The sequence below is a fragment of the Achromobacter sp. CF-sbj1-Ac2-l genome, from assembly GCF_052698165.1.
The window spans coordinates 2,206,516-2,218,482 of record NZ_CP199855.1 but is presented as its reverse complement, the minus strand read 5'-3'; the positions used below and the strand labels follow the sequence as shown (position 1 = coordinate 2,218,482).

12 protein-coding genes are annotated in these 11,967 nt (G+C 69.8%); 5 read left to right on the top strand and 7 right to left on the bottom strand.

What is annotated here, in order from left to right:
• Positions 1 to 7 precede the first annotated feature (7 nt).
• Entirely contained in the window at positions 8 to 1,165 is a 1,158-nt protein-coding gene (locus tag ACUDCK_RS10180; RefSeq protein WP_175168080.1) for an alpha-hydroxy acid oxidase, read from the bottom strand.
• A gap of 172 nt (positions 1,166 to 1,337) precedes the next feature.
• Here ACUDCK_RS10180 and ACUDCK_RS10175 point away from each other — a divergent pair, with 172 nt between their 5' ends.
• From ACUDCK_RS10175 to ACUDCK_RS10155, 5 genes are all read left to right on the top strand, one after another.
• On the top strand, positions 1,338 to 2,237 hold the full coding sequence (locus tag ACUDCK_RS10175) for a LysR family transcriptional regulator (protein WP_049074773.1): 900 nt from the start codon (positions 1,338 to 1,340) through the stop codon (positions 2,235 to 2,237).
• A 126-nt stretch (positions 2,238 to 2,363) separates the two neighbouring features.
• Positions 2,364 to 3,032, top strand: a complete 669-nt coding sequence (locus ACUDCK_RS10170; protein ID WP_054416106.1) for an RraA family protein — start codon at positions 2,364 to 2,366, stop codon at positions 3,030 to 3,032.
• Positions 3,029 to 4,072 carry a hydroxyacid dehydrogenase gene (locus ACUDCK_RS10165; RefSeq protein ID WP_116793203.1) on the top strand — a complete coding sequence of 348 codons (1,044 nt, stop codon included), beginning with the start codon at positions 3,029 to 3,031 and terminating at the stop codon, positions 4,070 to 4,072. The genes ACUDCK_RS10170 and ACUDCK_RS10165 overlap by 4 nt, the downstream gene beginning before the upstream one ends.
• 77 nt (positions 4,073 to 4,149) lie before the next feature.
• Complete coding sequence (locus tag ACUDCK_RS10160; protein WP_064528063.1) at positions 4,150 to 5,139, top strand: tripartite tricarboxylate transporter substrate binding protein; 990 nt, start codon at positions 4,150 to 4,152, stop codon at positions 5,137 to 5,139.
• Positions 5,140 to 5,439: 300 nt separating this feature from the next.
• Positions 5,440 to 6,507 (top strand): AraC family transcriptional regulator, encoded by a 1,068-nt coding sequence (locus tag ACUDCK_RS10155; protein ID WP_175168079.1) that lies wholly within the window; start codon positions 5,440 to 5,442, stop codon positions 6,505 to 6,507.
• 153 nt (positions 6,508 to 6,660) lie between these two features.
• Here the strand turns inward: ACUDCK_RS10155 and ACUDCK_RS10150 are convergent, their stop codons facing one another.
• From ACUDCK_RS10150 to ACUDCK_RS10125, 6 genes are all read right to left on the bottom strand, one after another.
• Positions 6,661 to 7,083 (bottom strand): hypothetical protein, encoded by a 423-nt coding sequence (locus ACUDCK_RS10150; protein ID WP_175168078.1) that lies wholly within the window; start codon positions 7,081 to 7,083, stop codon positions 6,661 to 6,663.
• Between the two features lie 12 nt (positions 7,084 to 7,095).
• Positions 7,096 to 7,470 carry a glutaredoxin family protein gene (locus ACUDCK_RS10145; protein WP_049074789.1) on the bottom strand — a complete coding sequence of 125 codons (375 nt, stop codon included), beginning with the start codon at positions 7,468 to 7,470 and terminating at the stop codon, positions 7,096 to 7,098.
• A 170-nt stretch (positions 7,471 to 7,640) separates the two neighbouring features.
• Positions 7,641 to 8,534: a SphA family protein gene (locus ACUDCK_RS10140; RefSeq protein ID WP_144655159.1), complete on the bottom strand. Its 894-nt coding sequence runs from the start codon at positions 8,532 to 8,534 to the stop codon at positions 7,641 to 7,643.
• A complete protein-coding gene (locus ACUDCK_RS10135; protein ID WP_175168142.1) occupies positions 8,531 to 10,159 on the bottom strand; it encodes a phytoene desaturase family protein in 1,629 nt (542 codons plus the stop codon). The genes ACUDCK_RS10140 and ACUDCK_RS10135 overlap by 4 nt, the downstream gene beginning before the upstream one ends.
• On the bottom strand, positions 10,159 to 10,662 hold the full coding sequence (locus ACUDCK_RS10130) for a flavin reductase family protein (protein WP_054432234.1): 504 nt from the start codon (positions 10,660 to 10,662) through the stop codon (positions 10,159 to 10,161). The genes ACUDCK_RS10135 and ACUDCK_RS10130 overlap by 1 nt, the downstream gene beginning before the upstream one ends.
• A complete protein-coding gene (locus ACUDCK_RS10125; RefSeq protein ID WP_175168077.1) occupies positions 10,662 to 11,903 on the bottom strand; it encodes a styrene monooxygenase/indole monooxygenase family protein in 1,242 nt (413 codons plus the stop codon). Before ACUDCK_RS10125 ends, ACUDCK_RS10130 begins: the two co-directional genes overlap by 1 nt.
• Positions 11,904 to 11,967: the final 64 nt, after the last annotated feature.

Sequence of the window (11,967 nt, the reverse complement as noted above, 5' to 3'; positions counted from 1 at the left end):
CGCACGGCTATCGGCAGCGTTGCAACAAGCTCTCGTTGATCTCCCGCAGATCGATGATACCCAGCAAGCCCATGTCGCGCCTGATTTCCTCGGAGATCAGCGCGATGGCATGGGCCACGCCGCGCTCGCCCGCCACCGTGGCCGCATAGTTGAACGGCCGGCCGACGAATACGCAGCGCGCGCCCAGCGCCAGCGCCTTCAGCACGTCCGTGCCGCGTCGCACGCCGCTGTCGAGCATGACGTCCATGCCGCCCGCGGCGTCCACGATCGCGGGCAAAGCCTGCATGGGCGCCAGGCTGCCGTCCAGTTGCCGCCCCCCATGGTTGGACACGATGACCGCGTCCATGCCGTGCGCGCGCGCGGTGCGCGCGTCGTCCGGATGCAGGATGCCCTTCAGGACCATCTGGCCCTTCCAGGTCTTGCGTATGGCGGCGACGTGCTGCCAGTTCAGGTGCCCGCGATCGGAAAAATCGCGCAGCACATGCCTGGACAGGATCGGCGCGCCGCGCGCGGCGTAGTTGTTTTCGAAGTGCGGCATACCGTGGCGGGCCAGCGTGCGCAGCAGGGTCCCGATCAGCCAACGCGGGTGCGTGATGCCCTGCCAGGCCAGGCCTATGCTGGGTCGCAGCGGGGTGGAAAACCCCGCCCGCACGTTGTTCTCGCGGTTGGCGGCCACCGGCGTGTCGACCGTCAGCACCAATGTTTCCACGCCGGCGGCGGCGACACGGTCGATCAATGCGGCAATCTGGGCGCTGTCGCCGGGCAGGTAGGCCTGGAACCAGGTCCCCGGGGCCGCCGCCATCACGGTTTCCAGGCGGATCAGCGAGGACCCGCTCATGATGCAGGGCACGCCCGCCGCGGCCGCGGCGCGGGCGAGCGCCACGTCCCCGCGATAGCTGGTCAGCGCCGCAATGCCCATGGGCGCCACGCCGACGGGCGCCGCATACTCGCGGCCCAATATCGTGCAGCGGGTGTGGCGGCGCGACACGTCCACCAGCACCTTCGGGCGGAACCCGTATTCGCCGAAGGCCTGCCGGTTGCTCCGCTCGGACTGCCCGTCTTCCACCGCGCCCGACACATAGGCATACAGGGGCTTGGGCAGGATCCGCCGGGCGGCGGCTTCGAAGTCGTGCAGGCTGAGCATGCGGCGCAGCGGGTCTGGCATGGCGGGGGTTCCTGGCGGGGCCCGGCGGACCATCCGCCGCGCAAGGGTCATGGGTAACGGCGAACGAATATAGGCCGGCCCGAGGTTTGAATAAAGTGACTTTATTGATGTTCGTTATTACACTTTTCCTCGCCCTCAATCGCCTTGCAGTCGCCCCGACCCTTCACTTCCCATGACTCTCAAGCAACTCGAGGCCTTTTACTGGGCCGCCACCTGCAAGAACTTTGCCATCGCCGCGAATCGCCTGAATATTTCGGTGTCGTCGTTGTCCAAGCGGATCGGCGAGCTGGAATCCTCGATCGGCGCCGCGCTGTTCAGCCGCAGCGCCCGCAGCGCCACCCTGACCGCGCTGGGCGAGCAACTGGTGCCCCATGCCAAGGACCTGCTGCGCAACGCGGACCAGTTCATGCAGCAGGCCAGCAACAACCTCAGCTACTCCGGCCGTTGCCGCTTCGGCGCCGGAGAGCTGACCGCCATGACGTGGATGGCCGGGCTGATCGCCGTCATCCAGCAGGCCCACCCCAACCTGCTGGTCGAGCCCTTCGTGGGTGTGGGCGAACTGGTCGAGCGCGGACTGGAGGAAGGCGAGCTCGATTTCGCGGTGATCGCGGGCCCGTCGTCCCGAGCGTCGCTCGCCTCGCGCGTGATCGGCAGCGCCCATTTCGAATGGGTGGTATCGGCCCGGGCCGTGCCCGACGCGGCCTCGCTTGAACCGGCCGATCTGCCGGGCCTGACGCTCATCACCCTGCCGCAAAGCTCGGGCGCGATCCGGATTCTCGACGACTGGCTGACCGAGCAGCGCGTGTCGCCCGGCCGCAATCAATGCTGCAATAGCTGGCCGGGCATCGCCGCCATGCTGCGGCAAGGGCTGGGGCTGGGCTTCCTGCCTGCCGCCTGGGCCCAGGTGTTGATCCAGCGCGGCGACTTGCAGCCGCTGTCGCGCTTTCCGCCCTTGCGCCCCCTGGCCTATACCTTCCAGTGGCGCCGCGACGACACCCGGCCCATGCTGGAAAGCCTGCGCACGCACGCGCAGGCCTGCCTGGACTTTCACGCCCCTGCCGGAATGCTCTAGCCCGGGCGCGAGCCGCACGCGACACTTTCCAAAAAGCGTTGTTTTCGAGATCAAATTATTCGCTTTAAACCGCCATGAGCCCGGCGTAGAGTCCCCCCGGACAAACATCCAAGGAGACAAAGCGCCATGTCGGAGTTCGGATTCACCCTGCAGGCATGCCCCGCCGGCCCCAGCCGCGAAACGCTCGCGGCCTATCAGGCGTTGGCCGTGGCCAACATCAGCGACGCGATGAGCCGCGCGACCGGCACCTCGGCCCTGCGCCCGATGCATCGCTCGCGCCGCATCCTCGGCCGCGCCTACACCGTGCGCACGCGGCCGGGCGACAACCTGATGGTGCACAAGGCGATCGATTCCGCCGAGCCGGGCGACGTGATCGTGGTCGATGCCGGCGGCGACATGAACAACGCCATCATCGGCGAGATCATGGTTGGCTGGGCCGCCCGGCGCGGGCTGGCCGGTTTCGTGATCGACGGCGCCATCCGCGATAGCGAAACGATCGGCGCGGGCGATTTTCCCGTCTATGCGCGCGGGGTCGCGCATCGCGGTCCCTACAAGGACGGCCCCGGCGCCATCAACGTGCCGATCGCGATCGACGGCATGGTGGTCCTGCCCGGCGACCTGCTGGTGGGCGATGCCGACGGATTGCTGGCCATCCGTCCCGACGAGGCCCCCGCCATCGCGGAGCGCGTGCGCGCGATCGCCGCGGCGGAAGCCCGAGTGCTGGAGGACATCGCGCGCGGCGCGCTGGACCGCGCCTGGGTCGACGCCACGCTCAAGGCGCGGGGCGTGCTGTGAACGCGGCGTCTTCCCCCCAGACCGCCCGGCTCTGCCGCCTGGACCTCTGGCTCAATCCGGTGTTCGACGAGATCATCGGCGCCGCGCCCGGCGTCTCGCTGTCGGTGCTGCCGGCAAGGGGCGACGATGCGCGCACGCTGGCCGGCCTGAAGTCGGCCCATGCGTATCACGTATCCGCGGCCAAGGACGAACTGCCGCGGCAATGGTTCGTCAATGCCGATCTGATCGCGCAATGCCCGGACCTGGTGTGCGTCTCGTCCGGCGGCGCGGGCTACGACACCATCGACGTGGCGGCCTGCACCGCGGCGGGCATCGCCGTGGTCAACCAGGCGGGCGGCAACGCGGAATCCGTGGCCGAGCACACGTATGCGCTGCTGCTCGCCGTGCAGCGGCGCGTGGTGGAATCGCACCAGCGCCTGCGCCACGATGCCGGCTTCACGCGCGAGGATCTAATGGGCCATGAAATCCATGGCCTCGTCCTCGGCCTGGTCGGCATCGGCAAGATCGGTACCAGCGTCGCCCGCATTGCGCGCGGCTTCGGCCTGCGCGTGATCGCGCACGATCCGCTGCTGTCCGCCGACGCCATCCGCGACCGCGGCGCCGAGCCGGTGTCGCTGGACGAGTTGCTGGCGCGGTCCGACGTGGTGTCGCTGCATTGCCCCCTGGACGCCTCCACGCGCGGCCTGTTCGGCGCCAAGGCCTTCGCGGCCATGAAACGCGATGCGGTGTTCCTCTCGACCGCGCGCGGCGGCATCCACGACGAAGCGGCACTGCACGACGCCCTGCGCGCCGGGCATCTGCGCGGCGCCGGGCTGGACGTCTGGGAACAGGAGCCGCCCGAACGCGACGCCCCGCTGCTGGGCCTGCCCAACGTCGTCGCCACCTTCCACACCGCCGGCGTCACCCACGAAGCCCGGCGCAACGTCGCCCGTTCATCGGCCACGCAGCTCGTTGCGATGCTGCGCGGCGAACGCCCACCGCAACTCGTCAATCCGGAGGTCTGGCCGCTGGCGGCCGAACGCATCGCAAATCTGGCATGACTACACGGCTTGAGCCATCGCCGGCATCGCAACGCACGATGCAGGCAGGCCCCGGCCACATACCAAGGAGACAAACCATGCAAAAACACAATAAACGCGGGACGCTGCGCGCGCTTGCAGCCTTGCTGGCGGGCGCCGCCCTGTTCAGCGGCGGCGCGCAAGCGGCCGGCTACCCCGAACATCCGATCAACCTGATCGTGTCTTACGGGCCGGGCGGCGGCACCGACCTGGTGGCCCGCATGATGGCGCCCTATCTGCAGAAATACCTGGGCGGCGATGCCCGCATCGTCGTGCTGAACCGCCCCGGCGCGGGCGGCGCGATTGGTTTCTCGGAGCTGGCGCGAGCCCAGCCCGACGGCTACACCATCGGCTTCATCAACACGCCGAACCTGTTGACGATTCCCATCGAACGCAAGACCAGCTTCACCTGGCGCAGCTTCGATCTGCTGGGCAACCTGATCGACGATCCCGGCGCGTTTTCGGTGCTGAACGACAACCCGATCAAGACCCTGGCCGACCTGTCCGCCTACGCCAAGAAGAACCCGGGCAAGGTCACGGTGGGCACCACCGGCACGGGCTCCGACGACCACCTGGCCATGCTGCGCTTCGAACGCGTGTCCGGCAGCAAGCTCAGCCACATCCCCTACAAGGGCGCGGGCGAGGTGCGGGGCGCGCTGGCCAGCGGCGAGATCACGATCGGCGCCATCAACGTGGGCGAAGCGCTGCAGTACCAGAAAGGCGGCACCCCGTTGCGCATGCTGGGGCAGATGGGCAAGACGCGTTCGGCGGCGCTGCCGGACGTGCCCACCTTCAAGGAGCAGGGCTTCGATTTCGAACTGGCGTCGCTGCGAGGACTGGCCGCGCCCAAGGGCTTGCCCGACGACGTGCGCGCCAAGCTCGTCGCCGCGCTGAAACGCACGGTGGACGATCCGGAGTTCCAGGCCAAGGCCAGGGACATGTTCGCGCCGCTGCGTTATCTGGCGCCCCCGGAGTACGCCAAGGAACTGGCGGCCGGCGAAGCGGAATTCCAGGCGCTCTGGAAGGAAGCGCCCTGGCTCGATAAGTAGGCGGTTCGAGGGCTGGCGCGGGCGGGTTCCCGCGCCAGCCCGCCGGCTGACCGAACCGGTGTCCATCTGCCTCGAGCGTTAACGGCCGGCCGGCGCCGGACGTTTTCCCGCACGCCCTGGACAGCCAGCGCAAAAAACGGATAGTCCCATGCCCGGCGGGACGGGTTTTCCAGCAGTCCCGCCCGGGGCGCGGCGTTTTACTATGAGGACCATCATAAAGGCGCGCCACGGACGTGGCCGCCAGGGGAACCGGCGGCCGCTGCCCGCCGGACATCAGGACCTGAGCAAGGAATCCCGGCCATGCTGAACACGACGCAGTCCGATGCCGAGACATCATGGCAAGCCGCCGGGCCGCGCGCGGCCGCCGGGGCCATGGCCGGCGCCGCGGGGTGGCGCATCGACACCATCCTGGCGACACCCGCGCAGCAACTGTTCGCCTCGGGCGACCTGGACGAAGCACGCGCCATGGTGGGCCGCGTGATGCGGCCGCACCACCTGGGCGTGGTCGGATCGACGCAGCGCCTGAATGCGCGCATGCATCACCAGCCGCTGGGCGAAGTATCGCTGAACCGGCTGCGCTACGGCGCGAACGTCGAGATCCGGCCGGGCCCGCTGGAGGACTTCTTCCTGGTGCAGATGCCGCTGTCGGGCGCCGCGCTGATCGAGAGCGGGCCGCAGCGCGTGGATTCGACCCCGGACGTGGCATCGGTGGTGAGCCCGGATGACGACTTGGCGATGCATTGGGCCGACGACAACGACCAGTTCATGTTGCGGGTGGGCCGCTCCCTGCTGGAACGCACCCTGGTGGGCCACCTGGGCTGTACGCTGGATCGGCCGCTGCGCTTCCAACTGGGGTTCCGCTGGCGCGAGTGTCCGGCCTGGCGCTGCCTGATGGCGTATCTGCTGGACTGTTCCTCGCAGCACGCCGACCTGGCCGAGCACAAGCTGATCGTGCACCAGATGGAACAACTGGTGGCGGCGACGCTGCTGTCCGCCCTGCCCCACAACTACAGCGCCACGCCGGCGGGCCGCCGCGGCGCGGTGCTGCCGCGCCACGTGCGCTGCGTGCAGGATTACTTGCAGGCGCATGCGCACGAGCCGGTCAGCGCCGAGCAGTTGGCGCGCATCGCGGGAGTCAGCGTGCGCAGCCTGTATGCCGGCTTCAAGGAATTCCTGGGCATCAGCCCCATGCACTATCTGCGCGATCTGCGCATGGAGCGGGCGCGCGCCGAACTGCTGTCAGGCGAATGCCAGAACGTCGCGGGCGTGGCGTTGCGCTGGGGTTTTGCGCACCTGGGACGTTTCAGCGCCGGCTACAAGGCGCGTTACGGCGAAAGCCCCAGCCAGAGCGTGCGCCGGCACGGCTGACGCGGCAACTTTGTCAGGACTGGCCAGGCCCTGCGTTCAGACAACCCTGGGGATGGCCAATCGCAAACGATCGTCCGCTCACGCTGACGGCGTTCATTGCGGCATTCCGTTCGGCATTCAACGTGGCGTTCAGTGCGACGTTCAGCGTGGCGTTCAGCGCGGCTTCCAGGTCAGCCCGTCGGTCGAGCGGTATTCCGGGGTGCCGGCGCAGCAGCCGCCGGCGCCGAACGCCTGGCGGCCGATGAAGGCCTGCACGAAGCCCTTGCCCGCCGTCAGTTCCTGGCGCACGCAGAGCGTGGGCAACAGGGAGAAATCGCCTTCAAGCACCTGCGTCCAGGCGACGTTATCGCCTTCCGCCGGTTCCACCTTGTAGACCTTGCATTCATGCATGAGCAGGTGGATGGGCTTGCCCGCCAAGGTGCCCTTGAACTGGCGTTCGGGCGGCGTTTCCTGGGTGGCCAGGGTTTCCGCCGTGAGCCTGGACCCGGCGGGCGGCGGCGGCAGCGACGAGTCGCAACCCGCCAGCGCCACCGACGCGCACAGGACGAGAACAGTCAGGCGGGCGGGGCGTGTCATGGAGCCGCCGCGTCAGGCCACGTTCGCGTAGCGTTGTTCAAGGTAGGCGATGATGTCGCTGGACTCGTACATCCAGCGCGTGCCGCCCGCTTCCTCGATGCGCAGGCACGGCACCTTGACCTTGCCGCCGCCGGCCTGCAATTCGGCGCGCGCCTGGGGATCCCCTTTGGCATCGCGCAGCGCCACGGGCACGTTCAGGCGGTGGATGGCGCGCCGCGTCTTGACGCAGAACGGGCAGGCATGGAACTGGTAGAGCGACAGCGCGGCCGCCTCGCGGTCGACGGCGGCCTGGCCTTGGGCCGAGCGTTGCCGCGGGCGCGGGCGCGTCAGCGCATCGCCCAGGACAATCAGTTGACCCACACCGGCACGCAAGGCTTTGACAATCATGGATGGCTGCTTGAAACGAAGAGAGCCTTGAGTCTAGCCCATTCGCGGCGGCGGGCGGCCGGCGCCCGCCTTGCCATCGCCCCCTTTCCCCGCGGCGGGCCCGCTGCCGGGCCGGCCCGCCGCACGCAGCCCCAGGGCCTGTCTATCCTGAAAGGAGCCGGGCGCGGGCCCTAGAACGGAATGGCCAGTTTGACGTACAACTGCGCGCCCTCCGGCCGGTTCTTGACCTGGAATTCCTGCTGCCACTTGGCGGTGAACAGCCAGCCGCGGTCGTTCATGTAGCGCACCGACGGCCCCACGCCGAAGGCGCGGGCGCGGCCGGCGGCGCTGTTGGGGCCGTTGTCGTCGGTGACCTGCTGGAAGGCATGCCCGCCCACGCCCAGCACCCAGCCCTTGCCCACGCCCCAACCCACCGCGTAGTCGGCGTGGATGGCCTGGCCCGAGCGGGTGTCGGTGGCGGTGTTGCGGAAGTTGAAGTCGTACATCAGCTTCAGATCGGCATTGAAGCCGTCCGGGCTGATGCGGCTGAGCGCGAACACGGGCTGGGCGGTCCAGTAGTTCTTGCCGAGGCTGGACGGGTCCTTGCGGTCGTATTCGCCGGTGGGCGCGTACATGTCCAGGCCGACCACGTAGTGCAGCGATTCGGACAGGTGATAGCCCAGCGCCACGCCCAGCGTCATGTCGCCCAGGCCGGTGCTGCGGTAACGCTGGCCGCCGGCCTTGAAGGTCACGTCCAGCAGCGGCGCGATGGCATGGAAGGCCAGTTGGCCGCCCAGCACCTGCTGCGGCGTGACCCAGATCAGGCGCGGGGCCAGCACGTTGACGTCGACCTTGAAGTCCGGCACCGGCAGGCGCTCGCCGTCGTTGCCGCGCAGCTTGTCGTAGCGCGCGCCGCCGCCGTAGACCAGCATGTGCACCCCGGGCGGCGGCAGCGCGCCCGACATGAAGTTCTCCAGGCCGTCCGGATAGATGCCCAGGCCGCCGCCTTCGGTGGCTTGCGCCACGCCGCCGGCCAGCGCCAATGCCGCGGCGCAAGCCAGCCGGCGTGTCAGGTGTCTCTTCATGTTCCGCTCCTGCCCCCGCGGGGCGCGAGATGTTGTGCGACGAGATAGCCGGAACCGCCGCCCAGTCCGGGACCCGGGTGGGTGGCGGCGCCGATGTGGAAAAGGTTGCGCAGCGGCGTGCGGTGGCCACGCGCGCCCTGGCTGCCGGCGAACGGGCGCAGCCAGAAGAACTGGTCGGGCGAACAGATGCCCGCGTAAGGATCGCCGCCCACCAGGTTGCAGTTCAGCGCCTCCAGGTCGGCCGGCGAGTAGCTGCGGCGGCCGACGATGCGTTGCGCCAGGCCGGGCATGACCGGCTCCAGCCGCGCCTGCACGCGATCGGCGACGGCCTCGCGCAGGGCCTCGGTCCAGCGGCCGTCGGCGGGCGTGTCGATCAGGCCGGCGGCATCGCCCTTGACGCGCGCCGGCAGCTCCTGCATCTGCACCCACAGGATCCAGCCGCCGGCCGGCGCGCGCGACGGATCGACGGCGACCGGCTGGCCGATGGCCAGCGTGGGCCGCGCCGGCAACAGGCCGTTGTTGGCCTCGGTGACCGACGCGCAGACCTGCTCCATGCTCTCGGTCAGGTGCACCAGCGGCACGTGGCGCAGTTCGGGCGTGCGCCAGCCGGGCGGCGCGTCGAGCGCGAAATGGATCTGCATGCCGCCGCGGCCATGGCGGTAGCCGGCGGCGCGGCGCCGCACCGGCTCGGGCGCGTCGGGCAGCAGCGTGCCGTACAACTGGCCGGGCGTGACGTTGCAGACCACGGCCTCGCCGGCGCGGTACTCGCGGCCGGCGGCCACGACTCCGACGGCGCGCCGGCGGCGGCCTTCGCCATGCGTCAGGATGCGTTCGACGGCGGCGCCGGTCCGCAACCGGCCGCCGTGGTGCTCGATGACCTTGACCAGGGCGTCCACCACGCCCTGGCTGCCGCCCTTGACCACCGGCATGCCGCCGGCCACCACCGCGGCGAAGGTCAGCTTGCCGATCAGCGCCGAACAGGCGTCGTCCGGTCCCAGGCCGGTGTGCAGCACCCAGGGCGCGATCAGCGCGCGCGCCGCGTCGGATTGCAATTCACGGTCCGACCAGCGGCGAAAGCTCTCCAGCGAATCGGCGGCGAACGCCATCAGCCCGTCCAGGCCGCGCCGGCGCCACTCGCCGAACAGCAGCTTGAGCATGCCGGCGCCATAGGGGTTCTGGCCCAGCAGGCCGAAGGTCAGCGCGGCGTCTTCGCCGAACAGGCGTTGCGCCATGGCGCCGAACGCGGCGCCGTCGCCGGGCGCCCACGCGTCCAGGCGCCGCGCGCTGTCCGCGATGTCCTGCTTGAGGGCGATGCCGCTGCCGTCGGGCAGCGCCAGGCCGGTGGCGTAGTCGCACTGGGCGAATTCCAGGCCGGCCGCCTGCAGGGCCGGCTTGAGGGCGGCGTAGGCGGGACCGCCGACAAACAGCGGATACCAGCTCGACAGCACGTCATGGCGGTAGCCGGGAAACAGTTCCTCGGTGCGGATGCAGCCGCCCAGGCGGTCGTTGCGCTCCAGCACCAGCACCGATTTGCCGCGCTGCGCCAGCAGCGCGGCGCACACCAGCGAATTCATGCCGCTGCCCACCACGATGATCTGGGCGTCGGAGGCGGAAGATAAGGGCATCATAGGGTCAGCGCCGTGAAGCGTCCCGCGTGAAACACCAGCGGCGTGGCCTCCAGGCTGGCCACGCGCAGCACCCGGCCGAACAGCAGCAGGTGGTCGCCCGCCGGACTCTGCTGGTCGTTGGCGCAGACCAGCGTGGCCACGGCGCCGGCGATGGCGGGCACGCCCTCGGGCACCTCGTGCAGCTCGGCGCCTTCGAACTTGTCGGGCACCGCCGGATCGGCGAAGCGCCGCGCCAGCGCCTCCTGGCCGCAGGCCAGCACGCTGATGGTGAAGTGGTCGCAGTCGCGGAACGCCGCCAGGTTGGGCGAGCGGTTCACCAGGCTCCACAGCACCAGCGGCGGATCGAGCGACAGCGAGGCGAAGGAGTTGATGGTCAGCCCGACCTTGCGGCCGTCCGGACAGCGCGTGGCGACGATGGCCACGCCCGTCGGATAGCTGCCCAGCACGCCGCGCAGGACCTTGGGGTGCAGGTCGGTGCTGCCCCAGTCCAGGGCCGCCATCACGCCGCCGCCCGGGTGGATTTTTCGGCGATGAAGGCCTCGCAGGCGGTGGCGTCGGTCCACCACGGAAAGAAGTTGGGCGGATGGTTGAAGCCGTTGGCGATGGCGCTGGCCAGCGCGGGCGCGTCGCCGGCGGCCTGCAGCAGGTGCAGCAGATGCGGCGGCGGCGGCAGCAGCATCGAGTTGGTCCAGTCGACCACGGCGCTGGCGTAGTCCCAGAAGCGCTCGAAGGTCTGCCGCATCCAGTCGGCGGTGAAGGGCTGGTCGCCGCGCGCCAGGATCGCCTCCAGGTAGACGGCGCAGGCCTTGGTGGCGTTGTTCGAGCCCTGGCCGGTGATGGGGTCGTTGGTGACCACGGCGTCGCCCAGGCCGAACACCAGGCGGCCGGACGGCAGGGTCATGACCGGCTTGCGCACCGTGGGCGCGAAGCTGCCGGCCAGGATGCCGTTGGCGTCGGTCAGTTCGACCGATGCGCAGCGCTCGGCCTCCCAGGGCAGGAAGGTGCGCAGGATGTCCAGGCTCCTGGCCAGATGGTCCTGCGGCGTCTTGATATCGCGCCAGCAGTCCATCGGGCCGCCCGGCACGCCTTCGAACACCATGATTTCGCAGGGGCCGGTGGTGGTGAGCGCGGGAAACACGAAGTACTCGCCGACGCCGGGAATCAGGTTGAAGGCGACCCGCGAGAACACCGGCGCCGGGCGCATGCCGTGCACGTAGGTCAAGGCCAGCGCGCGCTGCGGCTTGTCGAAGCGCGAGCGCGCGGTGTCGCGCTCGAACAGCCTGACCACGTCGCCCTTGCCGGCGGCCAGCAGCACCAGGTCATGCGAGGCGGCCAGCAGCTCCAGCTCGGCCACGCCGCCATCCTGGATCAGCAGGCGGCCGCCGCGGGCGGCGAACAATTCCATCCAGGCCGGCATCTTGATGCGCTGGTCCACCGCCTGCGCCGGGCGATCCAGGCGCGCGGCCCAGTCGATCAGCTTGTGGCCGGGGCGCTCGGGGTGCGGCACGGCCAGGCCGATGCCTTCGACCGGCGGACAGTCGGCCTCCCACTGGTTCAGGCCCAGGTCGCGTTCGATCTGCAGCGAGGCATCGAACATGCACTGGCTGGACATGACCTTGCCGCGGCGGATGTCATCGGGCGCGCGGTTGGTGACCACGGTCACCTCGTAGCCCTTGTCCAACAGGCCCAGGGCCAACGGCAGGCCGGCCTGCCCGCCTCCGACGATCGCGATTCGACGCATGATGCTTCTCCTGTTTGGTGTGCGGGTCCGCCGGGTGCCTGGCGGGCCGATGAGCGGTAAGGCC